The 23,802-nt window shown below is 54.6% G+C and carries 26 protein-coding genes; 10 read left to right on the top strand and 16 right to left on the bottom strand.

Going from position 1 to position 23,802, the window contains the following annotated elements:
* On the bottom strand, nucleotides 1-978 hold a 978-nt coding region (locus BUA49_RS15380; RefSeq protein WP_139248800.1), incomplete at its 3' end, for a type VI secretion system Vgr family protein.
* Between the two features lie 187 nt (nucleotides 979-1,165).
* Between BUA49_RS15380 and BUA49_RS15375 the strand changes: the two genes are divergently transcribed.
* Nucleotides 1,166-1,414 carry an RNA recognition motif domain-containing protein gene (locus BUA49_RS15375; protein WP_072799168.1) on the top strand — a complete coding sequence of 83 codons (249 nt, stop codon included), beginning with the start codon at nucleotides 1,166-1,168 and terminating at the stop codon, nucleotides 1,412-1,414.
* Nucleotides 1,415-1,436: 22 nt separating this feature from the next.
* Here the strand turns inward: BUA49_RS15375 and BUA49_RS15370 are convergent, their stop codons facing one another.
* The 9 genes from BUA49_RS15370 to BUA49_RS15330 all read right to left on the bottom strand — a co-directional run bounded on the left by BUA49_RS15370 (nucleotide 1,437) and on the right by BUA49_RS15330 (nucleotide 11,767).
* Nucleotides 1,437-1,733, bottom strand: a complete 297-nt coding sequence (locus BUA49_RS15370) for a YkgJ family cysteine cluster protein (RefSeq protein ID WP_407656713.1) — start codon at nucleotides 1,731-1,733, stop codon at nucleotides 1,437-1,439.
* A 58-nt stretch (nucleotides 1,734-1,791) separates the two neighbouring features.
* Nucleotides 1,792-2,637, bottom strand: a complete 846-nt coding sequence (locus BUA49_RS15365) for a sulfurtransferase (protein WP_072799165.1) — start codon at nucleotides 2,635-2,637, stop codon at nucleotides 1,792-1,794.
* Nucleotides 2,638-2,673: 36 nt separating this feature from the next.
* On the bottom strand, nucleotides 2,674-4,863 hold the full coding sequence (locus BUA49_RS15360) for an OsmC domain/YcaO domain-containing protein (protein ID WP_072799163.1): 2,190 nt from the start codon (nucleotides 4,861-4,863) through the stop codon (nucleotides 2,674-2,676).
* Between the two features lie 93 nt (nucleotides 4,864-4,956).
* Complete coding sequence (locus BUA49_RS15355) at nucleotides 4,957-5,913, bottom strand: DMT family transporter (protein ID WP_072799161.1); 957 nt, start codon at nucleotides 5,911-5,913, stop codon at nucleotides 4,957-4,959.
* Between the two features lie 197 nt (nucleotides 5,914-6,110).
* The gene (gene mmsB / locus BUA49_RS15350) at nucleotides 6,111-6,998 is read right to left on the bottom strand and encodes a 3-hydroxyisobutyrate dehydrogenase (protein WP_072799160.1); all 888 of its coding nucleotides are present in this window, start codon (nucleotides 6,996-6,998) and stop codon (nucleotides 6,111-6,113) included.
* A 60-nt stretch (nucleotides 6,999-7,058) separates the two neighbouring features.
* Entirely contained in the window at nucleotides 7,059-8,159 is a 1,101-nt protein-coding gene (locus BUA49_RS15345; protein WP_072799158.1) for an enoyl-CoA hydratase/isomerase family protein, read from the bottom strand.
* 34 nt (nucleotides 8,160-8,193) lie between these two features.
* Nucleotides 8,194-8,973, bottom strand: a complete 780-nt coding sequence (locus BUA49_RS15340; RefSeq protein WP_072799156.1) for an enoyl-CoA hydratase — start codon at nucleotides 8,971-8,973, stop codon at nucleotides 8,194-8,196.
* Nucleotides 8,974-9,000: 27 nt separating this feature from the next.
* A complete protein-coding gene (locus tag BUA49_RS15335; protein WP_072799155.1) occupies nucleotides 9,001-10,167 on the bottom strand; it encodes an acyl-CoA dehydrogenase family protein in 1,167 nt (388 codons plus the stop codon).
* 109 nt (nucleotides 10,168-10,276) lie between these two features.
* A complete protein-coding gene (locus BUA49_RS15330; RefSeq protein ID WP_072799153.1) occupies nucleotides 10,277-11,767 on the bottom strand; it encodes a CoA-acylating methylmalonate-semialdehyde dehydrogenase in 1,491 nt (496 codons plus the stop codon).
* Between the two features lie 185 nt (nucleotides 11,768-11,952).
* Between BUA49_RS15330 and BUA49_RS15325 the strand changes: the two genes are divergently transcribed.
* The 6 genes from BUA49_RS15325 to BUA49_RS15300 all read left to right on the top strand — a co-directional run bounded on the left by BUA49_RS15325 (nucleotide 11,953) and on the right by BUA49_RS15300 (nucleotide 17,335).
* A complete protein-coding gene (locus tag BUA49_RS15325; protein ID WP_072799152.1) occupies nucleotides 11,953-12,828 on the top strand; it encodes an AraC family transcriptional regulator in 876 nt (291 codons plus the stop codon).
* Nucleotides 12,829-12,942: 114 nt separating this feature from the next.
* The gene (locus BUA49_RS15320) at nucleotides 12,943-13,371 is read left to right on the top strand and encodes an SRPBCC family protein (RefSeq protein ID WP_072799150.1); all 429 of its coding nucleotides are present in this window, start codon (nucleotides 12,943-12,945) and stop codon (nucleotides 13,369-13,371) included.
* A 147-nt stretch (nucleotides 13,372-13,518) separates the two neighbouring features.
* Nucleotides 13,519-14,319, top strand: a complete 801-nt coding sequence (locus BUA49_RS15315; RefSeq protein WP_072799148.1) for an oxygen-binding di-iron domain-containing protein — start codon at nucleotides 13,519-13,521, stop codon at nucleotides 14,317-14,319.
* Between the two features lie 95 nt (nucleotides 14,320-14,414).
* On the top strand, nucleotides 14,415-15,140 hold the full coding sequence (locus BUA49_RS15310; RefSeq protein WP_072799146.1) for a YebC/PmpR family DNA-binding transcriptional regulator: 726 nt from the start codon (nucleotides 14,415-14,417) through the stop codon (nucleotides 15,138-15,140).
* Complete coding sequence (locus tag BUA49_RS15305; RefSeq protein WP_072799144.1) at nucleotides 15,137-15,871, top strand: glutamine amidotransferase; 735 nt, start codon at nucleotides 15,137-15,139, stop codon at nucleotides 15,869-15,871. The genes BUA49_RS15310 and BUA49_RS15305 overlap by 4 nt, the downstream gene beginning before the upstream one ends.
* An 18-nt stretch (nucleotides 15,872-15,889) precedes the next feature.
* Entirely contained in the window at nucleotides 15,890-17,335 is a 1,446-nt protein-coding gene (locus BUA49_RS15300) for a phospholipase D family protein (protein ID WP_072799142.1), read from the top strand.
* A gap of 54 nt (nucleotides 17,336-17,389) precedes the next feature.
* On the opposite strand, the gene BUA49_RS15295 is transcribed toward BUA49_RS15300, so the two are convergent.
* Together BUA49_RS15295 and BUA49_RS15290 are read right to left on the bottom strand one after the other, a co-directional pair.
* Nucleotides 17,390-18,085: a class I SAM-dependent methyltransferase gene (locus tag BUA49_RS15295; RefSeq protein WP_072799140.1), complete on the bottom strand. Its 696-nt coding sequence runs from the start codon at nucleotides 18,083-18,085 to the stop codon at nucleotides 17,390-17,392.
* Between the two features lie 10 nt (nucleotides 18,086-18,095).
* Entirely contained in the window at nucleotides 18,096-18,827 is a 732-nt protein-coding gene (locus tag BUA49_RS15290) for a substrate-binding periplasmic protein (RefSeq protein ID WP_072799138.1), read from the bottom strand.
* A gap of 137 nt (nucleotides 18,828-18,964) precedes the next feature.
* Here BUA49_RS15290 and rluF point away from each other — a divergent pair, with 137 nt between their 5' ends.
* Nucleotides 18,965-19,894, top strand: coding sequence for a 23S rRNA pseudouridine(2604) synthase RluF (rluF, locus tag BUA49_RS15285; protein WP_072799136.1), 930 nt, complete (start codon nucleotides 18,965-18,967; stop codon nucleotides 19,892-19,894).
* A 29-nt stretch (nucleotides 19,895-19,923) separates the two neighbouring features.
* Here rluF and BUA49_RS15280 read toward each other — a convergent pair whose 3' ends face one another.
* Nucleotides 19,924-20,625, bottom strand: coding sequence for an SDR family oxidoreductase (locus tag BUA49_RS15280; protein ID WP_072799134.1), 702 nt, complete (start codon nucleotides 20,623-20,625; stop codon nucleotides 19,924-19,926).
* A gap of 47 nt (nucleotides 20,626-20,672) precedes the next feature.
* Nucleotides 20,673-20,987 (bottom strand): putative signal transducing protein, encoded by a 315-nt coding sequence (locus BUA49_RS15275; protein ID WP_072799132.1) that lies wholly within the window; start codon nucleotides 20,985-20,987, stop codon nucleotides 20,673-20,675.
* A 116-nt stretch (nucleotides 20,988-21,103) separates the two neighbouring features.
* On the opposite strand from BUA49_RS15275, the gene BUA49_RS15270 reads away from it, so the two are divergent.
* Entirely contained in the window at nucleotides 21,104-22,180 is a 1,077-nt protein-coding gene (locus BUA49_RS15270; protein ID WP_072799130.1) for an alpha/beta hydrolase, read from the top strand.
* Here BUA49_RS15270 and arfB read toward each other — a convergent pair.
* Complete coding sequence (gene arfB, locus BUA49_RS15265; RefSeq protein ID WP_072799128.1) at nucleotides 22,171-22,584, bottom strand: alternative ribosome rescue aminoacyl-tRNA hydrolase ArfB; 414 nt, start codon at nucleotides 22,582-22,584, stop codon at nucleotides 22,171-22,173. The genes BUA49_RS15270 and arfB overlap by 10 nt on opposite strands.
* A gap of 93 nt (nucleotides 22,585-22,677) precedes the next feature.
* Here arfB and BUA49_RS15260 point away from each other — a divergent pair, with 93 nt between their 5' ends.
* Nucleotides 22,678-23,178 (top strand): C40 family peptidase, encoded by a 501-nt coding sequence (locus tag BUA49_RS15260; RefSeq protein ID WP_072799126.1) that lies wholly within the window; start codon nucleotides 22,678-22,680, stop codon nucleotides 23,176-23,178.
* Nucleotides 23,179-23,193: 15 nt separating this feature from the next.
* On the opposite strand, the gene BUA49_RS15255 is transcribed toward BUA49_RS15260, so the two are convergent.
* Entirely contained in the window at nucleotides 23,194-23,802 is a 609-nt protein-coding gene (locus BUA49_RS15255) for a LysE/ArgO family amino acid transporter (RefSeq protein ID WP_072799124.1), read from the bottom strand.

Genomic DNA, 23,802 nt, shown 5'->3' with positions numbered 1-23,802 from the left:
GTGAGTGACGGCGGTGAGTAGCCAGTCCCGGTTCAGTTTTTCGTTGTCGTGCTCAGTCAGTTCGGCTTTGGCACCGCAGGTAAAGTCTGCGCGATTGCTTTCGCCGTGGGCGGTGCTGGCGTCGTTTCTGAGAGCATCCAATCGCGCTTCGGTAAACGGCTGGCCGCTGGCATCGGCCTTGAAGCGGCCCGGGTAGTCGAAGTGCTGATAGTCTTGGCGCTGGCTGGGAGTGGCGGCGCTCTGTTCGTGCATCAGGGCGTAGGCAGGGTTCTTGAAGGTGTAGTCCTTCGTGGCTACGGCGGCGACGCGAACCCGTTCTTCGTAGCGGAAGCGGAACACCGAAGGCTGCCTGGTACTTCCGCCTGCTTTGCCGTTATATTCAGCAGTTCCCAGCCGGGGCGCATCGCCGTGATGGTCGGCCATGATCAGGCCAGGTTGCTGGTTTCCATCGACACTGCCGTGTTGGTAACGGTAATGCCAGCCTTCCTCTGCGGCCATTCGTTCAATGAACGCCAGATCGCTTTCCCGGTGCTGAACGCCGTATTCCCGTTCTTGGGGACCTCGTTTGAGATCAAACACCGAATCCACTATGCCCCGCTCTTCCAACAGCGAGCGCACGATGGTGTCTGTGGTCTGAGTCTGAAAGATGCGGCTGTTGTGCATCAGCCCTAAACGCCATAAAGGCGGCTGGATGACGAGTTCATAGCGGGTACGGCGGTGACCGCTGTCACCCCGGGCAAACTCGTTGACCACACCTGTAAAGCGTCGCAGGAGCGCATCATCCTGCCAGACCAGAAGATCCACCGGTTGTTCCAGAACCTCAGACGCATCAACGCCCGGATCGGTACTGGCCAGTTCAAGGCAGCCGTGGAACAGTTCGGAAAGCCGTTCTGTCAGCGTAAAGCCAACAACGGAAAATAGATCAGAGGGGAGTTCGCCAATACGGGCGGTAAACTGCAGTCCGTTTGCCTGGGGCATATCTTCAATCCTTGAAGGTATGGTTCTGTATGAGTCCGGGAGAAGATTCTGTAGCAAAAACGGCGTTTAATCAAACTCTCACTGCGTCAAAGACGCATTAGATCTCATCACGCAGACAAAACAGCTTGTTCTTACTAACCCACACTGAAACAATTGGGTTCATAATTACCTTTTTATATGGCCCATCATGAAACTATTAGTCCGCAACCTCGCACGCACAACAACAGAACAGGAAATCCAGGAGCTGTTTTCGGCTCACGGCACTGTCACTGAGTGCACACTGGTTTTAGATAAAGAAACTGGCACATCAAAGGGTTTTGGCTTCGTGGAAATGCCGGATCCAAAGGAGGCCAAGATGGCCAAGGCGCGTTTGAACGACGCCCGTATCAGTAAAAACAAAATACGAGTGAAGTTCGCCCAGGACAAAGAGCAGTAACCGGCCAAGAAAAGCCGATACTTTACGTTATCGGAGCGTTGACGGCGCGTTCGGCTTTACACTCGTAGCCGCCCATTTCAAACTCCCGGCAGATCAACGGTCGCTTCTCATAGATTGAACATGACATGGTGTTGCGGTCCAGCGCTGCGCACCAGCCATCTTCTAATCGCGCCATGGTTAGGCCGCCCCACTGATCGGTCTCAACAAACCGCTCAGGCACACCCGTCTCGGTGATCAGCATCACTTCCAGGCGGCAGCAGCACGCCTGGCAACTTGTGCAGCTAATGCTGGGGTCTGGGACGGTTATCGCATCTATCATCATTCGCTTCTGCACACTTTTTCAAACGCGCTTTTCAGAAAAGTACTGTAAAGCCAGGTCACTCTGATGTGGTAACTGGCAACGACGGATTACTCCCCCAGTCAGCCCAGGAACCATCGTACAGCACATTGTTTTTGTAGCCTGCAATAACGGCAGCCATCAATATAATGCAGGCGGTTATACCCGAGCCGCAGGAAAACACGGTTCGCTCACTGTCTACTGGCAAGGTTCGCGCAAAGACCGCCTTTAACTGCTCTGCACTTTTGAACGTGTGCTCATCCAAAACCTGGGAGAACGGCAGGTTCCGTGACCCTGGAATATGCCCACTGCGAACCCCTTCTCTTGGCTCTGGTGCTGTTCCGAAAAAACGCTCGGAGGAGCGTGCATCAACGGCAGCTACCCTCACTGCTTCCAACTCTTTCAGAAGGCAGCTGGAATCACACACCATGCCTGAGTGAAACACGCCTCTGATGTTTCCTGACTCGGCCTGCTCCTGCACAAGGCTGGAAACCGTCTCTCTTTTTTCCGCAAGCCACTTGGGCAAGCCACCGTCCACAACAAAGGTGTTTTCATGCCCCATCGCCTGAAACATCCACCAGGCCCTTGGTGAGGAATAGACGCCCTGATTGTCATAGATAATGACGGTGCTGTCGGCGTTTATCCCAAGCTTCCGAGCTTCCCGCGTGAACTGTTCTTCCGTTGGAAAAGCATGAACCATCGGGGAGCTGAGGTCACAAAAATCTCCCTCCAGATCGAACTTTCTGGCTCCCGGGATAAACACCGGCCGGTCATACACAATGGGCTCTCTGCCGATCACAGTCACCATGCTGGCATCGAGAAGCACGAGGTCCTTCCTGGTCAGGTTATCTGCCAACCAGTCCGTTGTAACAAGAGGAAAGTTCATACCGTTTTAGCACTCAGTCAGGGGTTCAGACTAGCTCTATCCGTGTCCAGCTCTCGCGGCACGCGCTGCATGCAGTTTCTTATAACTTTCGATCAGGCGCAGGTGTTTTTCCAGGCCTTCCAGCTGCATATTGGTTGGGGTAAGCCCGTAGAAGCGCACACTGCCATTCACCGAGCCCACCACAGCATCCATGGTCTGATCGCCAAACATGCGTCGGAGGTTCACCAGATAATCACTCAGTTCAAGTTCATCATCGAGAGTAATTTCCAGTAGCGCATTCATTGCCCGGTAAAACAATCCGCGCTCAACAGTGTTGTCATTGAACTGCATGAACATTTCGACCTGCTCAAGGGCTTCTTCATGCCTCTGCAGAGCAAGGTTGATCAACAGCTTAAGCTCTAGAATGGTGAGCTGCCCCCAAACCGTGTTTTCATCGAACTCAATACCGATCAGGGTAATGATATCCGTGTAATCGTCGATTTGGCTGTCTTCCAGACGCTCCACCAGAGCGGCCAATTGCTCATCACTCAGGGAGTGCAGGTTGAGGATATCTTCACGGTAGTCCAGCGCCCTGTTGGTGTTGTCCCAGATCAGATCCTCTACCTCGTATACCTCGGAATAGCCAGGCACCAGCATGCGGCAGACTGGGGCGCCCAGGTCATCATAAACCGCTGTGTATACTTCTTTGCCCATGTCTTTGAGGATATTGAACAGGCAGGCCGCTTCCTCTTCGTTGGTGCCCGAGAAATCCCATTCGCTAAACTCGTAATCCTCTTTGGCACTGAAGAAACGCCAGGAAACGACGCCACTGGAATCAATGAAGTGTTCCACATAGTTATTAGGCTCAGAAACCGCGAGGCTGTTGAAGGTCGGCGGCGGCATATCATTCAGGCCTTCAAAGCTGCGGCCTTGCATCAATTCGGTAAGGCTGCGCTCCAGTGCCACTTCCAGCATCGGGTGCGCTCCGAAGGAGGCAAAAACGCCGGAGGTTTTCGGGTTCATCAGGGTGACACAAGCTACCGGGAACTGGCCGCCGAGGGAGGCGTCTTTGACCAACACCGGATAACCCTGCGCTTCCAGCGCGCGAATGCCCTCCAGAATATCGGGGTATTTTTCCAGCACGTGCAGAGGCACATCGGGTAGTACAATTTCTTCCTGAATGATCTGCTTTTTCACTGCCCGCTCAAAGATTTCTGACAGGCATTGTACTTGCGCTTCATACAATGTGTTGCCAGCACTCATGCCATTGCTCAGGAACAGGTTCTCGATCAGATTCGAGGGGAAGTACACCACCTCGCTGTCTGAATGGCGCACAAACGGCAAGGAGCAGATTCCGCGCTCGACATTGCCAGAGTTGGTGTCGATCAGGTTGGAACCGCACAGTTCATCGTCCGGGTTATAGATGGCCAGGCAGTGGTCGTCCAGAATGCCCTGCGGCAATTCGTCATCTGGCCCCGGTTTGAACCAGCGTTCCATCGGATAATGAACAAACTCACTGTTGGCGATGTCTTCACCAAAAAACTGATCATTGTAGAAGAAGTTGCAGTTCAGACGCTCAATAAACTCCCCCAGCGCCGAACACAGGGCGCTTTCTTTCGTGGAGCCCTTACCATTGGTGAAACACATGGGCGAGGCAGCATCGCGAATATGCAGTGACCACACATGAGGCACTATATTGCGCCAGGACGCGATTTCAATCTTCATGCCAAGGTCTGCCAGAATTGCGGTCATGTTAGCGATGGTTTGCTCCACCGGCAGGTCTTTACCCACAATGTAAGTGCTGGCGTCACCCTCGGGCTTGGTCATCAGAAGCGCCTGGGCGTCTTCATCGAGACTGTCTACGACTTCAATCTGGAAATCAGGGCCGGTTTGCACCACCTTTTTGACCGTACAACGGTCGATTGAACGCACAATGCCCTGGCGGTCTTTGTCAGAGATGTCCTCTGGCAACTCAACCTGAATCTTGAAAATCTGGTTATAGCGGTTTTCAGGATCAACGATGTTGTTCTGCGACAGGCGGATATTGTCGGTCGGAATGTTGCGAGCTATGCAATATACCCGAACAAAATAGGCAGCACACAACGCAGAGGATGCCAAAAAGTAGTCGAAAGGACCGGGCGCTGAACCGTCGCCTTTGTAACGTATGGGTTGGTCGGCAATAACCGTGAAGTCGTCAAACCTGGCTTCAATTCGGAGGTTGTCGAGAAAGTTAACGTTGATTTCCATTGCGAGGGTACCGATTTGTAGAATTTGGCGCGCTGCTGCCACGCGTTGCGGCCATTATAGACTTAACACCGCATCACGCGTACCTCGTGTTGTTCACTGACCATCGTCGCGCGGCGCACTCTCTATTGTGCGACTCAGGGCCGGGCGAACGATCCGCAATACCCGCTGCAGCTGCTCTTTGGGCATTATCACCAGCAGGTTACCGGCAAGTACCAGCGACACGCCCGCAACCGCCTCGCCAGTCCAGTGATAGTTCTCGAATACGGTTGAGAGCGCAAGCGCCACCACCGGGAAGAGCACCATGCAGTAGGCCGCACGCTCCGGCCCTATTCGCCCAAGCAGCGTGAGAAAACTCCCGAACCCCAGCACCGAACCGACCAGAGCGAGGTAGATCAGAGACCCCGTGTAAGTCCAGCTTGCTTCGAAAACAAACAGTTCACCCCGACCCCAGGCAATGAGCGCCAATACAAGGGCGCCATAAGCCATACCGTAGGCGTTGCTCTGCATGATGGGTAGTTTCGAAGACTGATTTCGGACGGAGAGCATGTTACCGAACGAGGTGATAAACGTTCCCACCAAACTCAGGATAATTGCGCGTAAGGTAGCACCGTCTGCGTCCAGAGCGCGGATTTCCGGCAGGAACACCAGACAGATACCCACCAGCCCAAAAGCGGCTCCGACAATAACGGTACGCGATACGCGGTTACCAAAAAACAGGGCACCGTTAACGATGTTCATTACGATAATGGTAGAAAACACCACCGCGATCAATCCACTGGTTATGTCGGCTGCGGCCTGATAAACCAGCATGTAGTTGAACCCGAATAACATCAGGCCCTGGCCCGCCATCCAGAGATGCTGACGAACGCCGAATTTCATATTCCGACGGGTCACGTGGCACCAAACCATCAGCACCAGCGCGGCCAACCCAAACCGATAGGCGATAGACACATCACCGGGCACTTCGCCCAACTGCAGGGGTATCGCAATAAACGTCGACCCCCAGATCAACACCGTCGATAAGTAAAGTACAAAGGTATTCGTCAGCATAGCTAGAGAGACCTGCAACCGTGATCAAAAACCGGCTACGTTATACTCGCTACCGATCCAACATTGAGAAGATTCATTCTCCTCCTTATAGTTATCTTGCTCAACAGTTTTACGACGACTGGCAGGGATATAAAAGGCGGGAAATATTAATTGCAAAGAAAGCTTCCGGGGCAAGGAAGACCCTGCCCCGGAATATCTTACTCAGGCTTGTAAAGACGCTGGATACTGGAAAAATCCAGTGTTCCATTGCCCTGCCCGGCATGGAGCTCAAACAGGTTACGGGCGAGAGATCCCATAGGAATCGCCGCATGATTCTTGACGGCATTATCAAAAGCCAGACCAAGATCCTTGTTCATCAGGTTGACCAGGAAGCCACCTTCATAACCCCGTGAAGCGGGCGCCGCATCCATGACTCCAGGCCAGGGATTGTATACATTCAACGCCCAGTTACCGCCGGAGCTCTGCTTCATAACCTCCGAAAGAACCGCAGGGTCCAGCCCGTTTTTCACACCCAGAGCCAAGGCTTCACTGGTGCCTGCCATCAGGATAGCCAACAGCATGTTGTTGCAGATTTTGGCAACCTGACCGGCGCCGTGCTCGCCGGCATGGAAGATGTTCTTACCCATGGTTTCCAGAATTGGCTTCGCCTTATTGAAGGTATCCTCAGCGCCGCCACAGATGAAGGTCAGTGTACCGGCTTTGGCACCACCCACACCGCCGGAGACCGGCGCATCAAGGAATGGAATATTTCTGGCCTCGGCCTCTTCCGCCACTCCGCGAGCGGTTTCCGGTGCAATAGTGGATGAATCAATGACCAGAGTGCCCGCAGGCAACTTGGCCAGCAGGCCATCATCACCCAGATACACAGCCTCAACGTGCTGGCCCGCAGGCAGCATGGTGATTACACACTCTGCCCCCTTGGCGGCTTCATGAGCCGTGGCTGCAGATTTCGCGCCCTCTGAGACCAGCGCAGCTACCGCATCTTTTGACAGGTCAAAAACGGTTACGTCGTGCCCGGCTTTTACAAGGTTGCTGGCCATAGGGCCGCCCATGTTGCCCAGACCAATAAAGGTAATCGTTGCCATAATCATCCCCTTGTTTTTGTATTCGGTTGAGTAGGCCGCCCGCTCGGGCGGCCTTTTTGGCTAGTTTTTGAAAAAGCTGTCAATCCACTCACTGTCCATTTCCGCCAACGAGGCGTAGCGCCAGCGGGGCTGTTTGTCCTTGTCGATCAGGAGCGCGCGCACACCTTCGGCGAACTCCCCTTTGCTCAAACAATTCCGGGAGAGCATGATCTCTTTGGCGAGCACCTCGCTGAGGCTGTCCTGGCGGCAGTTCCGAAGATGCTGCCAGCACAGTGCCAGCGACGTTGGCGAGGCGGCTTCCAGAGGCCGGGTCGCCTTGGCAAGCCAGCCATCGCCACTCGCAAGTTCCATCATCTGCGCGACCATGACGGTCAGGCTGTCGGCATCAGTCACCCGGTTGATCTCATCGAAATGAGCCCGCACCGGAGACTCGGGTAACGCATCCGCGCTTTGATTTTCGTGCTGCCTGAGCACGCTGCCAACCATGGCGAAAGCATCTTCACCCTTCCAGTTTTGGGCGATCAGGTCAGCGACCACGGCAGTTTTCAGTTCGTGTTTGATGAATCGATCGGCAAGACCAATGAACAGTGCGTCGGCGGCATTCATACGAGCACCGGTCAAACCAAGAAACAGCCCCGTGCGCCCGGGTGTGCGGTTCAGAAACCAGCCAGCGGCAACGTCCGGATATAGCCCGATACTGCTCTCCGGCATAGCCAGTTTGGACGCCTCGGTAACCACCCGGTGAGAGGCGCCGGCCATGATGCCAATACCGCCACCCATCACAATGCCGTGCCCCCAGCACACCACCGGCTTTGGAAACGAGTGAATCAGATAGTCCATCTCGTATTCTTCGGTGAAAAAGGCTGCACCTTCACTCGCGCCGGCCCCACGCTGTGGTTCGGTCATGCTGCGGTAAAGCGCTATAATATCGCCGCCGGCACAAAATGCTTTGTCACCTTCCGCCTCGATCCAGACGGCACGAATTCTGTCGTCTTCGGCCCAGCGCTTTAGTTGAGGTGTCAGCAGCCGAATCATTTCGAGAGAGAGTGAGTTGAGCGCTTTGGGCGTGTTCAGCCGGGCTACGGCAATCAGAGCGCCGTCAGCGGTTTTCAACTCTTCAAAAACAATCGGTTGATGGCTCTTTACAGGTTGATGACTCATATAACAAATCCTTGAACCGATGTGCCCCAGGGTTTCAGCGGTTTTTCCATTCCGGTTTACGTTTATCCAGGAAGGCATTCACGCCTTCTTTCTGATCTTCAGTTGAGAACAGCTCAACGAATAGCTCACGCTCCATGCGCCAGCTATCGGAGTGGCTGCGACCATCACGGGAACTCATCACCAGAGTCTTGCAACGGGCGACCGAAGACGGGCTTTGCTTGCACGCCATTTCCGCCAACTCCAGCGCCTTCTCCAGCGCCTTACCGCTGGCAACAACTTCTTCAACCAGGCCAATCTGCAACGCCTTATCGGCCTTGACCCGCTCGCCACACAGAATCATGCGCTTGGCCCAGCCCTCACCCACTATCCAAGGCAGATTCTGGGTGCCACCCGCACAGGGCAGGAGGCCAACAGACGCTTCCGGTAATGCCATCTGTGCATGCTCTTCGGCAATACGGATATCACAGGCCAACGCACACTCAAGGCCTCCGCCCATCGCGTAACCGTTTATCGCGGCAATGGATACGCCACGGAACGCTGTCAATGCGGCAAAAGCTTCACCGAAGAGCTGAGCCATGTAGTTGGCCCGGGCCTTGTCGCCATCGGCAAAGGTTTTAAGATCGGCGCCTGCGGAAAAGAATTTCTCGCCCTGGCCGGTCAGAACCAGCGCAAAAATATTCGTGTCTTCGTTGAGTTCACGAACGGTTTTGGTCAACTTCAGCAGGGAATCCGCTGTCCAGGTATTGGCCGGCGGATTATTGATGGTCAGTACTGCAATGTGTCCGCGTTTTTCGAGCTGAATCAGATCGCTCATCATCTTTCTCCTGTAATTTTTTGCGGATTATTGAATGGCCTCGGCCACACCGTTATCCAGCATGCGACGGGCAATAATCAGGCGCATGATTTCGTTGGTACCTTCCAGAATCTGGTGCACGCGCAGATCGCGCAAATAGCGCTCCAGAGGATATTCCCGGATATAACCATAGCCACCGTGCAGCTGCAGGGCGTCATTCACCACATCAAAACAGGCATCGGTTGCGAAGCGTTTGGCCATGGCGCAGTGCAGTGTGGCTTCTGTGTCACCACTATCCAGCTTGAAAGCTCCAAGACGAACCATCTGCCGGGCCGCCACCAGATTGGTCGCCATATCCGCCAGCTTGAATTGCAAGGCCTGAAAAGCAGCTAGCGGTTTACCGAATTGTTCACGCTCGTGCATATAATTGCGAGCTCTCAACAACGCGGCTTGTGCTCCGCCCAGAGAACATGTGGCAATATTGAGACGACCGCCATCAAGGCCTTTCATGGCAATGGCAAAGCCGTCACCTTCTTCGCCCACCCGGCTGGTTATGGGAACACGGACATTCTCAAGGTTAATCGTACGAGTAGGTTGGCTGTGCCAGCCCATTTTCTCTTCGTTCTTGCCGTAGGAGATGCCTTCGGCATCCGCAGGAATCACGAACGTGGAAATACCTTTAGAGCCGGAGTCCGCCGCACCCGTGCGCGCCATCAGCACGAGGATATCGGTATCACCGGCACCGGAGATAAAGACCTTGCTGCCGTTGATGACATAGCTGTCGCCATCAAGAACCGCTTTGGTTCTCAGACTGGCAGCATCCGAACCCGCGCCGGGTTCCGTCAGACAGTAAGAGGCAAGCCATTCACCACTGGCCAGCTTGGGCACAACTTCCTGTTTGAGGTCATCGGGCGCAAAGCTCGCGACCATCCAGGTTGCCATATTGTGAATGGTTATAAACGCCGCCGTTGAGGGGCAGGCCGCTGCCAGCTCTTCCACAATCACAGATGTGTCCAGCCGAGAAAGCCCCATGCCTCCGAGTGCTTCCGGGGTATAGATCCCCATAAAGCCCATTTCGCCAGCTTCTTTCAAAACATCTACCGGAAAAATATGCTCGTTATCCCACTTTGCCGCATGGGGCTCCATGGATTTCTCAGCAAAGGCACGGGCAGCTTCACGAAACGCCAATTGGTCTTCAGTGAGGTTAAAGTCCATCGTTTCTCTCCAGAACAGTTACGCTCCAGCTCAAAGAGTCTTGGGTCACGCAGGTTTAAAAAGGGGCCGGAAACAGGTTCCGGCCCAAATGTACCCACCGTCAACGCAATTAACGCAACTGGATAGAGAAGTTTGCTTCCGCAGTCGCCTCACTGGAGAACCAGCGTGAAGTAACCGTTTTGGTCTCAGTATAAAAACGCACCGCCTGTTTACCGTAAGCGTGCTGATCACCGTAGAAGGAACCCTTCCAGCCGGTGAATGAGAAGAATGGCAGGGGTACAGGAATGGGAATATTCACCCCAACCTGACCTACGTCGATCTCATGCTGGAAGCGACGGGCAGCACCGCCGGAGCTGGTAAAGATCGAGACACCGTTGCCATAAGGGCTCTTGTTGATCAGCGCGATGGCGTCAGCAAGACTGTCCTCTTCCATACAGGTCAGCACAGGGCCAAAGATTTCTTCGTTGTAGATGTCCATCTCGGTGGTCACACCCGAGAACAAAGTCGGGCCAACCCAATTCCCATCAGGCAGTCCTTCAACCGTGCAACCGCGGCCGTCCAGAAGCAGATTAGCGCCCTGGGCTTCGCCGGTGGCAATAAGGGATTCAACACGGGCCTTGGCTTTGGGCGAGATCACCGGGCCATAGCTGGCGCCGGAATCGTTCCAGGCACCCGGGCGAACTTTCGCCATGGCTTCTTTCAATTCCGGAATCCAGGCCTGGGCCTCACCTACAAACACAGCGACGGAAATCGCCATGCAACGCTGGCCAGCGGCACCTACAGACGCACCTACAAGCGCATTGATTACCTGCTGCTTATCGGCATCCGGCAAGATAACCATGTGGTTTTTGGCACCGGCAAAGCTCTGAACACGCTTCATATTGCGGGTACCGGTCTCGTAGATATAACGGCCAACCGGCACGGAGCCTACGAAGGACACAGCCTTGATGGCAGGATCGGTGAGCAGCACATCGACCTGTGCCTTGCCACCGTGCACTACCTGCAACACACCTTTGGGGGCGCCGGCTTTCCCAAACAGTTCGGCAAGATACATTGGGGTGAGTGGATCCTGCTCGGACGGCTTGAGAATAAACGTGTTACCGCAGGCAATCGCCATGGGGAACATCCAAAGCGGAATCATAGCGGGGAAGTTGAACGGCGTAATACCGGTACACACACCCAACGGCTGAATCCAGGAGTGGGTATCCACCTCCCGCGCTACGTTCTCAACGGTTTCACCCATCATCATAGAAGCTACGTTGGCCGCATGCTCAACAACCTCAATACCACGCCACACGTCACCTTTGGCATCGTCAAACGTTTTGCCGGTTTCCTGGGACAGGATTTCAGCAATGTCGTCGTGGTGCTCTTTCAGCAGCGCCTGATAACGCAGCATCACGCGCGCACGCTCAGAAACCGGGACTTCTTTCCAGGTTTTGAAAACCTCACCGGCGGTATCAATGGCTTTTCGCATCTCAGCGTCCGTAGTTGCTGGCGCGCGAGCAATCACTTCGTTGGTAGCAGGATTGGTAACATCAATCCATTCGCTGGTCTGGCTCTGAACGAATTCACCTGCTATGTACAGTGGAACGTTTTTCATCTCGATATCCCTGTTTGTTGTTGTGCGAGAGGCGGGCCAAAACTCCGTGGCTTTAAAAATGTATGCCAAGGGCTTTAGCAATGTATGGTAAGACCATAGCACGCGCACCGGCACTTGAAGATTGACTAAATTTCGCACTTGATGGACTATCTTTCGATCGACAAAAATCTACGGCCTCGGAAAACATGACACAGACCTCCCAGTGGCCAGTGCCCAAGAACAGCATTCGTTACGTGGTACCAGCCCCAATCATCAGGCTTTTGTCTGAGCACCCCCTTACCCGCGACCTTTACCCGCTGGCTTTCGGCCATTACCGCCGGGCGACCGGCCATCATATGCACCGGGAACACCATCGCGACAATCTTTTGATTTACTGCACCGAGGGAAGGGCCTTTCTGAATGTGAATGGCGAACCTCACACAATGGAAGCGGGGGATCTCTTGTTGTTACCGGCGGGCGCCAGCCACCGTTACACGGCTGACCCGGAGAACCCCTGGACTATTCACTGGGTGCATTACACCGGGCCGTTGGCGGACGAATTTCGCAATTACATGGGTTTCGATGATTCCACGCCGATCCGCCATCTGGGACGGCAACCCAGGCTACTGGTAGACTTTAATGGCCTGCTTTCCGTGCGCCAGACCGGCTTCCGCGCCCGCGGCCTGATTCACGCTGCCAATCGCCTGCGACAACTGCTGGCAGCCGTTCCGATCAGCGTCGATGAAACCAGTCACGAACGGCAGGCCGAACTGGACACGATCAACAACTATATGCGTGAACACCTCGATGAGCGCATTACTCTGGAACAGCTTGCTGATCTTGCCGGGCTTTCCCCTGCCCACTTTGCTACCCGCTATAGAGAACAGACCGGCACCTCTCCCATCCAGCACTTCCTTCATCTGAAAATAGAAAGAGCCTGTCAGATGCTGGATGCTACGAGCCTGAGCTTTACAGAAATAAGCCATCGCCTTGGCTATGACGACGCCTATTATTTCTCCCGACTGTTCAAAAAAGTGATGGGACAGGCACCGAGGGACTACCGGCATACTCCAAGGCACTAGCCCGGCACTGGCCTGGTACAACGGGCCAGTCGTTAACCTGCCGCTAACTGCGACTTTTGTTGTAAAGACTAAACCGTTAGTCTTGACGGGAAAGACAACAACAAGAGCATCCTGATGGCTACATATCACTTTGAGATTGACGAAACTTTCGACGTACCTCGCAACAAAGTTTTTGCTCTGTTTGCCGACCATCGAAGCTTCGGAAAACTCCTCGGGGCGCCCGTTAAGCGGATAAAGGACAGCAATCAGGCTGACCCCAATGGTCTCGGCTCGGTACGCAGGCTTGGCATCGGCCCCATCGGGCTGGAAGAAACCATAACCAGCTTCGAGCCAGACTTGCTGATCGAGTACACCATCACCAGCTTGAGCCCGATCAGAAATCACCGGGGCCGCATTCGCTTTGAGGATACTCCTGAGGGGCACACCCGCGTGCGCTACCGCATTTCATTTGACGATATTGTGCCGTTTACCGGCAAACTGCTCAGCGCCGGCCTGGAGAAGGCCATTCGCCGTGGCATCGGGCAGGTACCAAAGCTGGCATAACCCGGGCTGCCGGGCGAAACAAAACATTACTTTATGGATATCAGATAATTGACCTGAGGCAATTGCTGTTATCCATCAATTTTGTAATCTCCGCGCAACTTGCAATATCCGGCCACCCCAGCCGGCCCTCATCCTGCGGAGATTTAAATGGCAAACGAGCCAATTGTCCTGTTTGATAACGGGCATCATAAATGCCTGATGTTCGATTCCCTGGTCACCGGCGAGGGTGTCCAGTCCAACCAGTTTCTCGTCGTTGACGGTAAGCACGAAGCGCTGATCGATCCGGGCGGCGACCTTACCTACACTCCACTTGCTGTGGCTGCCTCCAAATACATGAATATCCGGGATATGGAGTTTGTATTTGCGTCGCACCAGGACCCTGACATCATCGGCGCCATTGACCGATGGATCGTGCATACCAGTGCGAAAATCGTAACATCAAAGCTGTGGGCCAGGTTTCTCCCTCATCTGGTGTCCAGCTATGTCACCAACCAGCTCAGCGGCAGCGTCTACGACCGTATTATCAGCATTCCGGATGCAGGCGCCAATGTAAGGTTCGGGGACTCCTATCTCCAGTGCCTGCCTGCTCACTTCATGCACTCAGTAGGCAACCTGCAGTTCTACGATCCGGCATCAAAAATCCTGTTCTCCGGGGATCTCGGCGCGTCCATGGGCGCTGAAGACGACCACCTGCCAGTAAAGGATTTTGACCGGCACATCCCTAATATGATGGGTTTCCACCGACGCTACATTGCGTCAAACAAGGTATGCCGGCTGTGGGCCAACATGATCCGGGATATGGATGTTCAGATGATTGTGCCGCAGCACGGAAAGCGCTTCGAAGGCCCGGCGATGGTAGATCGGTTTCTGAACTGGGTCAGCAATATAGAGTGTGGTATCGACCTGATGGCTCAAGACAATTACCGCGTTCCGGTCGATTACATCTGAACGCCGAGGGGCAGCCCGTCAAATAGGCCTGTCCCAAACCGCTATTCTTGCGTAAAATCCGGCCTTTTCTCCCGCAATCATGAGGCAGCGCAAAAATGGGCAGAGCCTACCAGAACCGCAAACAATCCATGGCCAAGACAGCGGAGGCCAAAACCAAGGTCTACAGCAAGTACGGGCGCGAAATCTATATGAGCGCCAAGTCCGGCGGAACAGACCCGGATGGCAACCTGTCACTGCGCGGTCTGATTGAGCGCGCTAAAAAAGATCAGGTGCCCACTCACGTTATTGAAAAAGCCATAGAAAAAGCCCGCGGTGGCGCCGGCGAAGACTACTCGGCCGCCCGTTACGAAGGCTATGGTCCGGGCAACTGCATGGTGATCGTGGACTGCCTTACCGACAACCCCAACCGCACCTTCGGCGATGTTCGCCAGGCCTTCACCAAAACCAAAAGCAAGATTGGCACACCGGGCACCGTTGCACACATGTTTGATCACAGCGCTATTTTTGTGTTCAAGGGTGAAGACGACGAAGCCGTACTTGAAGCCCTGATGGAGGCCGACGTTGACGTTACCGATATCGAGAGCGAAGGCGGCCAGATAACGGTGTTTACGCCAAACACGGAATATGCCAAAGCCCATAAGGCACTGACAGACGCTTTTGCCGACATTGACTTCGATGTCGACGACATCCAGTTCCTGCCAAAAACCACAACCCCTGTGGAAGGCGATGACATTCCGATGTTCGAGAAGTTTTGCGACATGCTGAACGAGCTGGACGATGTGCAGAACATCTTCCACAACGCGGAACTGCCAGAGCAGTGAGCCAGCCGAGCCCAAAAGTGGTGATCCTTAAAACAGGCAGCACCTACCCGGACATCAAAGAGCAGTTCGGTGATTTCGATGAATGGTTCGTGCGTGGGCTGTCACCCGGGCTCGACATTACTGTGCTCAATACGGCAGCCGGAGAGTTGCCCGGAGACCCGGCAGACTGGGACGGAATTGTCATGACAGGCTCCGCCGCCATGGTCAGTGATCGCGAGCCCTGGAGCGAAAAGGCAGCAGCATGGCTGGCACAGGCTGTGGAAAAGGCCGTTCCATTACTCGGCGTGTGCTACGGACACCAGCTTCTGGCACACGCACTGGGCGGCGAGGTCGGCTATCACCCGGGCGGCCGGGAGAGTGGAACAAGGCGCGTCGAACTGCTGGCCAATGCCCAGAATGACCCACTACTCTGCGGCATGCCAGGCAGCTTCAGCGCACAGCTCACCCACAGGCAGTCCGTATTACGCCTGCCCTTGGACGCTGTTCTGCTTGGCCGCAACGAATTTGAACCACACCAGGCATTCAGAGTAGGCAAGTGCGCTTGGGGCGTGCAATTCCATCCCGAGTTCTCTGAAGCCATCATGAGAGCCTACCTGGGCGTGCAGGCACCGGATCTGGAACGCGAAGGGTTTGACTCGCAAACAATGATGGACTCGGTTACCGATACTCCTGAAGCATCCAGGTTGCTTGAGCGCTTTTCGGCTCTGGTAACAGAAAACAAAAAGGGCTGAAACGGTACTGGGCCGCTTATGACTCTGAAGTTATTGCTTGCACTCATTGTTCTGACTCTGGTCAGCGTAGGCTTTTACCATACCTACAAACCTCTGCCTCCTGGCATCAGCCACAGCGGTGACGCACTCCCCCTGAACGACGCGGCATTGCTGGTGGATGCGACCTATCATCATAACGATGGATCAGAAACCCGCGACCATGAAATCTTCGACGAAATACTGCGTCTCATCAGCCAGGCCAGATCCTTCGTTCTTGTCGACATGTTCCTCTTCAACAGCAGCCGCCCTGAAGGCGTGGAGCACCGACATCTCTCGGAACAGCTTACCGAGGCACTGATTAATCGAAAAGCTGAGCAGCCTGGGCTGGAGATTGTTGTTATCTCTGATCCGTTGAACACTTTCTATGGAGGCTCGGTTTCGCCCTGGTTTCAGGCGCTCCGCCAAGCAGGAATTTCAGTAACAGAGAGCAACTTGCTGCCACTTCGTGACAGCAACCCGGCCTGGTCGGCAATCTGGCGGCTCTGCTGTCAGTGGCTCGGCAATAATCCCGAGGGCGGCTGGTTGCCGAACGCTCTGGGATCGCAACCTGTCACCATACGCAGCTACCTTGCGCTACCCAACTTCAAGGCAAACCATCGTAAAATTCTGGTGGCAGATGAAGGGGAAAAACTGCGCGCACTTGTAACCTCCGCGAACCCTCACGATGGCAGCAGCCGGCACAGCAATACAGCCATCAGCTTTTCCGGCCCGGCGGTCGCCGATGTTCTGAAAAGCGAGCAAGCGGTTCTGATCATGTCTGGCCAGTCTAACCCGAGGCTAGACAGGCTGATCAGCGAGGCGAATAACAGTCAGACAACGGGTCAGCATACCGCCGGTATGATTGCGGTAAAAACAGAATCGGCCATTCTGGATTCGGCACTTCAGATGATCGCAAAAGCGCAGAGCGGAAGCGGGCTGGATCTTGCGTTTTTCTATCTCTCGCACCGGGAGATTGTTGCAGCCTTGCTCGACGCTCATGAACGCGGCGCGAACATACGCGTGCTTCTCGACGCCAACAACGAGGCCTTCGGCCACCAGAAAAGTGGCATACCCAACCGACAGGTTGCCCTGGAACTTCACAAAGCCGGCATTCCTGTGCGTTGGTGCAACACCAACGGCGAGCAGTGCCACAGCAAGTTGTTAATCCTGCGCCAGCTGAACAGCCAAGCCGAGCTGTTGTTGGGCTCAGCCAACTTCACACGGCGCAATCTCGATGATCTTAACCTGGAAACCAACGTCTGGATTTCAGTTCCATCAGACTCTGTAGTGGCCACAAAAGCGGTTGGTTTCTTTGAACAGCAGTGGCAGTCTGGCCCCGGCAGCGACCCTGTTATGAGCCTTCCCTATGAACACTGGGCCGACGACTCGATGCTGCGCTACTGGCGTTACCGCTTAATGGAAGCAACCGGGCTTTCGACATTCTGAACTCAGCCTGATGACTGCACCGCCCTTGATCACATTCACTGAGAACAATACCAGCTAAGAGCTATCAGTGCGGTGAGGGATTACAGGCTTATAAAAAATCGCCACATCCTTTCGTGGCACATACATTGTCCAGCCCAGGCGGTTAGCAATAAGGGCCAGCGTCACCTCGCGATAGAACACAACGTGTGTGGGGTCCCGCCGGTAATGCCAATTGTCAAACAGGTCATCGCAGGTCTGAAAGCACGTCATTATGCCAACCCACCCTCCGGGCTTCAGTAAATCATCCAGTTGACTGAACACCTCTGCCGGGTGATGCAGATGCTCCAACACCTCTGTACAGGTAATGAAATCATACTGATGGTTCAGCGCTGACTGCGCCGGATAGAAAAAGGGATCGTAAAGCACCATCTCCATTCCCGCTTCACTCAGCATTACTGCGAGCGCCGGGCCGGGGCCACAGCCGAAATCCAGCCCCAGAGCGCCCGGCTGAATACAGTCAAGCAAGGGCAAGACAAGCTTCTCAAGAAAAACCCGATAACCCGGGTCGCCCGGATCATTATTATGAAGATCGTAAACCGCCCGTTCCTCATCCGGAGCAAGCCAGCTTGCCTGCGCCATAATCGTTGCCTCGCAGTGCGTGCAACGCAGGTATTCCCGTCCCTTCACTACCCGAAAGCAGGCCAGCGCACCCTGCTCGCAAACATTGCAGGCGGCGCCTTCATAAACGCTGATCTCTGTTACTACCGGCATTCCTGAACCTTTAATTTTCAGCGTTTTTATAGCGCTCCAGGGCACTGGAGAATGCCTCCAGAAACTCTTCGGACGTTTCCGGGCTGAAGGCCAGATAAACAGGGCCGCCACTGACTGGCTTCTCAGAAGCTTTGATGCGATCTGCAACGCCCAATCGTTCAGCCTGAATCCCGACAACGTATCGGTTTGCCAGCATCGCATCGATCCGCCCGAGCAATAGCATTTGCAACCCCGAATCAATAGATGGCATATCTACCTGCTTGAAATGGGTTGCAGCCTTGATTTCGGATGAATAGGTGTAGCCGGGAGAGACGCCGACTCTCATACCTTTCAGAGAGTCCAGATCTTCATACTCAAAGGTCTGCTCCTGTGTTGTGTATACAGCTGTTTCGCTAACCAAAAGAGCTTCCCCCGGAAAACGAAACATTGTCTCTCGTTTAGCGGTAAGGCCTATGCCAATGATACCGTCACGCTCATTCATGAGCACCAGGCGCTGAGCCCGCTTCCAGGGTACAAACTCCAGTGTTAAGTCATACCCCATGCTCTCGATCACGTCTCTTGATATTTCCCAGAGCACACCACTAGGCCCTTGCGGTGTATCGTTAATCAACCCGGGCCACTCCTCAGTCACCAGCTGCAGCGTCTGTGCCGAAACAGGCAGTGCAAACAGAAGAAACAGACCGGCACAGGCTTTGCGAAAAGCCGCCGACCACACCGGGTAAGGAAAACGAGGAAGATTCATGGTTCACGACGACCTTAAAACGGACAATTGCGTTGAAAAATAATGGCAGACTCGACACCAAAGCGCCAACAGACGGGCTGCGAGAGTATCAGTCGCCTGTTATGATGCCCGCACCCAGATAAGCAACCGGACAATCGATGACCATCAATCACTCCACCCGTCTTAACAAATACATCAGCGAAAGCGGCATGTGTTCCCGCCGGGAGGCAGATCGTTACATTGAGCAGGGCAATGTCTATATCAATGGCAAACGGGCCAGTGTAGGCGATCAGGTTTTAACCACAGATATCGTCAAGGTAAACGGCCAGGTTATCGAGCCCCGCGCGGAAGAAGATCTGGTGTTTATCGCCCTGAACAAACCGGTGGGCATCGTCAGCACCACCGATGATGCGGAAAAATACAACATTCAGCGCTTTGTTGGCCACAGCGCGCGCATTTTTCCGATCGGGCGCCTGGACAAGGATTCACAGGGGCTGATTTTCATGACCAGCAACGGCGACCTGGTCAATAAAATTCTGCGTGCCGGCAACAATCATGAAAAAGAGTACGTTGTAACGGTCGACAAGCCCGTTACCAAATCTTTTATTCAAGGCATGGCCGGAGGCGTGCCCATCCTCGGCACCATGACCAGAAAGTGCACAGTGATACAGGAAAGCCGTTTTGTGTTCCGCATCACGCTGGTACAGGGTCTGAACCGCCAGATTCGCAGAATGAGCGAGCATTTCGGGTTTGAAGTAACCCGGCTTGAGCGCGTCCGCATTATGAACGTCAACCTGAAGGGTCTGGGTACAGGCCAATGGCGGGATCTTACGGAGAAAGAACTGGCGGGCCTGTTTGATGCGATTCGTGATTCATCTTCCGATGCGGCCCCAGACAAAGCTGCGGCTCCAGGAAAGAAGCCCGCCAGCAAACCCAAACGCTCACCGCGACCGCCCAGTGTCGAGCAAAGAGGCGGGCGCAAGGCGGGGCCTAAAACGCCTGGAGCCCGGCCCGCCGCCGGCAAAAAGCCCAAATCGTCAAAGCGCCCCAAGGCCGGAAAGCCAAGGCAGCGCAGCGTCAAACGATAGGCAAAGCTGAACGGGCCGGGCTGTTTCTGTTATTCCGCCGGCGTTGGCCGCACCAGAATTTCATTTACATCCACATGGGAAGGCTGGGATACCGCGTAAATTACAGCGCGGGCGATATCTTCTGGCATCAATGCATGAGCCGGTGGTTTATCGAAAAACGGCGTATCAACCATACCGGGCTCTATCAAGGTTACCCTCACCCCGGAACCACGTAACTCTTCCCGCACGCCATAGCCAATCGCGGAAACAGCCCACTTGGTCGCACTGTACATCGAGCCGGGAATGGTCACCCTGCCTGCCGCAGAACCTGTCAGCAACAAGTGCCCCTTGCTTTCCCGAAGAGCCGGCAGACAGTGCTGAATAGTCAGGCCAACTCCGTATATATTGGTAAGGATCATATCCTTCCAGACAGCCGGATCGGCTTCGCTGAAACCACCCGGCTCCCCTCCCCGACCAGCATTGGCAAACACGCTGTCCAAGCGGCCGAAGGTTTTCAGTGCCTGTTCAACCATCGCTCTTTGATCGTCACCGTTTTGCACATCGCATTCGACAATCAACACTTCGCTGTCACCACCGAGTTCCGCCTGCAGGGCTTGCAGCTTGTCTGCAGAGCGGGCTGCGAGAACCAGGCGATAGCCTTCTTTGGCCGCCGCCCGGGCGGTTGCAACTCCAATGCCGGAAGATGCGCCGGTAATCAACATAACGGGTTTTTTTGAGGGGCTATCTGCCATAAGTTTTACGCTCCGTTTATCAGCTAAATTTCATGTCTTTGCGCTTATCAAAGATTCAGCCAGATCAATGCCAACACCGCCATAACCAGCAAAAACCAGCGGGCATAAGAATCTGGTTTGTCATCGCTACTTTCCTCGGCCGGGGTAACACGGCTACTCGCTTCATACTCTGCAACCAGCTGCCGGGCCGGGTAAAGATCCTCATCCTCTACGTGAATATTACTGAACCCGGCTGCGCCAATTTCGCCCATTGCACCCTGTAGATAATGACCACCCACGTAAGTTTCAATACCGTTGGCTTTCAGTAACCCGGCAACAATATGCGCTTCAGTGATGTCCTTGGCCCTGTAGGCAATTTGCAACGCCCTTCTCCTTTTGTGACATTTGAGGGCAGAAATCGCAAAAATCTGCGATGCTTTGTATCCAAAGCATAGTGTGCCTCCGCTACCGGGGCCAACTCTCAAGATACGGAAGACTCATGTTCTGGATTATCGCTGCCGTTGTTCTATTCATTATCGCATTGACTCTGCTTCTGTTTCGCACTGAGGATTTGTCTCATCTGGACGAGGCAGAGTATTCCGTGAGGGAGGCAACCCCCAGTGAAGAGAATCTGAAAGTTCTGGAGCGCATCCGGGAAATGGGCAAAGCCGGAAAAGGTCTTCGTGGCAAAGCGAGGCTGATGGCGATGCGAAAGCACATGGACGGCCTGAGTGACGGCCTGGATCTGCAATCAGAGTTCCGACACTGCGACAGCCCGAATGGTGAATGGGTAATCGCACCGGGTGCAGACACTCGGCGGCGGATTCTCTATATCCACGGCGGCGCCTGGGCAGCCGGCAGCCCGCGCAGCCATCGCGCCATTACGGATCGCCTGTCTCACATTGCCAGTGCAGCCGTGTTTGCTGTGGACTACCGCCTTATGCCGGAGCACCGGTTTATGGACGGCGTGCGTGATTGCCGTAAAGCCTATACCTGGCTGACAGCCAATGGCCCGGACAGCACAATTGAAGCCACGTTTATTCTGGTGGCGGGAGATTCTGCCGGTGGCAGCCACGCCCTTGGCCTACTGGCCTGGATACGCGAAAGCGGCCTGCGCCAGGCTGATGGCGCCGTCGCGTTTTCACCCTCCACCGACCTCACGCTTACCGCGCCGAGCAACCGCAGCAATATCGCTACGGACCCTATGCTGGGACCGATGTTTGGCGGTCTGTCGAAAATACCCCGACCGGTCATCTGGTGGGCAACGCTTGCAGCCTTCCGTATTTCTCCAACCAGCCCTGTCGCATCACCGCTTCGGGGTAGCCTTGTCAACCTGCCCCCGACGCTGATCCAGGCCAGTGATTCCGAGATGCTTCTGGATAACGCTCGAAGATACGCAGCCAAGGCAAAGGCCGAAGGCTCGCGAGTAGAGCTGCACACCTGGCCTGGAATGGTTCACGTCTGGCAGATTTTCACTCCGATATTGCCCGAAGCCGAGGAGGCGTTCGCTGACATAGAAGGGTTTATTCGCGAAATAGAGGCCGGCAAGCGCCAACCAGAGGAGGCTCAGACCTGAACCTTGCCACGCAGGGATTTGGTTTTACCTTTCTGGGTCTTGCGGTCGACCCGTTTTCGCCGAGCGGATTTTGAGGGGCGAGTAGCGCGACGCGCCTTCTGAACTTTGACCGCCTCCTGTATCAATTCCTTCAGACGCTCAAGAGCATCTTCCTTGTTCAGCTCCAGCGTACGAAACGACTGGGCCTTGATCACAATAACGCCTTCCTTGCTTATGCGCTGATCCTGGAGCGCCATAAGACGCTCCTTATAGAAGGGAGGCAGGGCAGAATTCAGCACATCGAAACGCAGGTGCACGGCCGAGGCCACCTTGTTTACGTTCTGGCCACCGGCGCCCTGGGCTCGGATCTGGGTGATTTCCAGTTCCCATTCAGCGATTTCAACAGCATTGGATATTTTCAGCATGGATCAAGGATAACAAATCCCGCAAACCGTAACCTGACATCCTGACAATTCGATAATACAGTGGAGTCAAAGAGCAGCGGCTGAGGATTTTGCATGGCTCAGACTTTCAGGTATGCCTTCATTCTAATTTTCTCATCCCTTTTGATGAGTGGCTGCGCCAGTAATCAAAACTTACAGTCCGGCAGGGTCTCACTCCAATACTCACCGGCTAAGTCCGCACCAGGTTCTGAGAAGGCTGAAAAATTGTGGCAAGCCTTTGAGCGCTATGAAGGTACGCCTTATCAATACGGCGGCACGACAGCCCGTGGTTTCGACTGCTCGGGCTTTATCACTACGGCCTATCGTGAAGGTCTGGGGCAAAAACTGCCACGCACAACCTCGCAAATGCTGCGTTATGGTGACGTGGTTCAGCCGGGAAACGTTAAACCCGGTGATATCGTATTTTTCAGAATCGCAGGAAAAGACCAGCACGCCGGCATTTATATGGGCGACAACCGCTTTATCCACGCATCAACATCGTCTGGCGTTATCATGTCAGAACTTAACGGTTACTACTGGAAAAATCGCTTCTCCGGCGCGAGACGGTTCGATTAACGCTCTTTATTAACACTACAGGCTGCCGTTGAACGCAAGGTGAAATGCGATGGCAGCCATCATCAAACCAATAGTGCCATCGATAACCCGCCAAGCCAGCGGGCGTGAAAGCACAGGCGCCAGTGCAGACCCACTCCAGGCCAGTAAACCAAACCACAGAACCGATGCGCTGCTCGCCCCCGCCACAAACGTCGTTGCGTTTTCCTGTTGTGCGCCCACCGCCGGAATCAGCAGCAGGGTATCCAGATACACCTGAGGGTTCAGCAAGGTAACCGCGAGCGTGGTAAAAAGAACGCCTTTAAGGCTGCGGCGCGATGCCTCACCGGTTTCCAGTGCAGCCCTACCCCGACTGGCCCGCACAAACGCCTGGATAGCCAACCATCCAAGGAAAACCACCCCGAGCCAGCGCAGAATTTCCAGCGCCTGCGGCATGGCCATCAGAGCAGCACTGACCCCGAACATACCAAGCGTGAAAAGAGTAATGTCCGCCGCCATACACAAACCGGCCGCCCACCAATGGTGCTCACGGCGGATCGCCTGGCTCAGCACGTAGGCATTCTGCGCTCCAATAGCAACGATAATTCCGCCGCAGACAATCAAACCCGTCAGGTAACTTTCAAGCAC

Source organism: Marinobacter antarcticus, from assembly GCF_900142385.1.
Lineage (GTDB): Bacteria > Pseudomonadota > Gammaproteobacteria > Pseudomonadales > Oleiphilaceae > Marinobacter > Marinobacter antarcticus.
Note: the sequence above shows the minus strand (reverse complement) of the source record. Positions and strands in the feature narration are given on the sequence as shown.

Coding starts and splice junctions, on each gene's coding strand:
- BUA49_RS15375 (WP_072799168.1), top strand. CDS start 1,166: ATGAAACTATTAGTCCGCAACCTCGCACGCACAACAACAGAACAGGAA.
- BUA49_RS15370 (WP_407656713.1), bottom strand. CDS start 1,733: ATGATAGATGCGATAACCGTCCCAGACCCCAGCATTAGCTGCACAAGT.
- BUA49_RS15365 (WP_072799165.1), bottom strand. CDS start 2,637: ATGAACTTTCCTCTTGTTACAACGGACTGGTTGGCAGATAACCTGACC.
- BUA49_RS15360 (WP_072799163.1), bottom strand. CDS start 4,863: ATGGAAATCAACGTTAACTTTCTCGACAACCTCCGAATTGAAGCCAGG.
- BUA49_RS15355 (WP_072799161.1), bottom strand. CDS start 5,913: ATGCTGACGAATACCTTTGTACTTTACTTATCGACGGTGTTGATCTGG.
- mmsB (WP_072799160.1), bottom strand. CDS start 6,998: ATGGCAACGATTACCTTTATTGGTCTGGGCAACATGGGCGGCCCTATG.
- BUA49_RS15345 (WP_072799158.1), bottom strand. CDS start 8,159: ATGAGTCATCAACCTGTAAAGAGCCATCAACCGATTGTTTTTGAAGAG.
- BUA49_RS15340 (WP_072799156.1), bottom strand. CDS start 8,973: ATGAGCGATCTGATTCAGCTCGAAAAACGCGGACACATTGCAGTACTG.
- BUA49_RS15335 (WP_072799155.1), bottom strand. CDS start 10,167: ATGGACTTTAACCTCACTGAAGACCAATTGGCGTTTCGTGAAGCTGCC.
- BUA49_RS15330 (WP_072799153.1), bottom strand. CDS start 11,767: ATGAAAAACGTTCCACTGTACATAGCAGGTGAATTCGTTCAGAGCCAG.
- BUA49_RS15325 (WP_072799152.1), top strand. CDS start 11,953: ATGACACAGACCTCCCAGTGGCCAGTGCCCAAGAACAGCATTCGTTAC.
- BUA49_RS15320 (WP_072799150.1), top strand. CDS start 12,943: ATGGCTACATATCACTTTGAGATTGACGAAACTTTCGACGTACCTCGC.
- BUA49_RS15315 (WP_072799148.1), top strand. CDS start 13,519: ATGGCAAACGAGCCAATTGTCCTGTTTGATAACGGGCATCATAAATGC.
- BUA49_RS15310 (WP_072799146.1), top strand. CDS start 14,415: ATGGGCAGAGCCTACCAGAACCGCAAACAATCCATGGCCAAGACAGCG.
- BUA49_RS15300 (WP_072799142.1), top strand. CDS start 15,890: ATGACTCTGAAGTTATTGCTTGCACTCATTGTTCTGACTCTGGTCAGC.
- BUA49_RS15295 (WP_072799140.1), bottom strand. CDS start 18,085: ATGCCGGTAGTAACAGAGATCAGCGTTTATGAAGGCGCCGCCTGCAAT.
- BUA49_RS15290 (WP_072799138.1), bottom strand. CDS start 18,827: ATGAATCTTCCTCGTTTTCCTTACCCGGTGTGGTCGGCGGCTTTTCGC.
- rluF (WP_072799136.1), top strand. CDS start 18,965: ATGACCATCAATCACTCCACCCGTCTTAACAAATACATCAGCGAAAGC.
- BUA49_RS15280 (WP_072799134.1), bottom strand. CDS start 20,625: ATGGCAGATAGCCCCTCAAAAAAACCCGTTATGTTGATTACCGGCGCA.
- BUA49_RS15270 (WP_072799130.1), top strand. CDS start 21,104: ATGTTCTGGATTATCGCTGCCGTTGTTCTATTCATTATCGCATTGACT.
- arfB (WP_072799128.1), bottom strand. CDS start 22,584: ATGCTGAAAATATCCAATGCTGTTGAAATCGCTGAATGGGAACTGGAA.
- BUA49_RS15260 (WP_072799126.1), top strand. CDS start 22,678: ATGGCTCAGACTTTCAGGTATGCCTTCATTCTAATTTTCTCATCCCTT.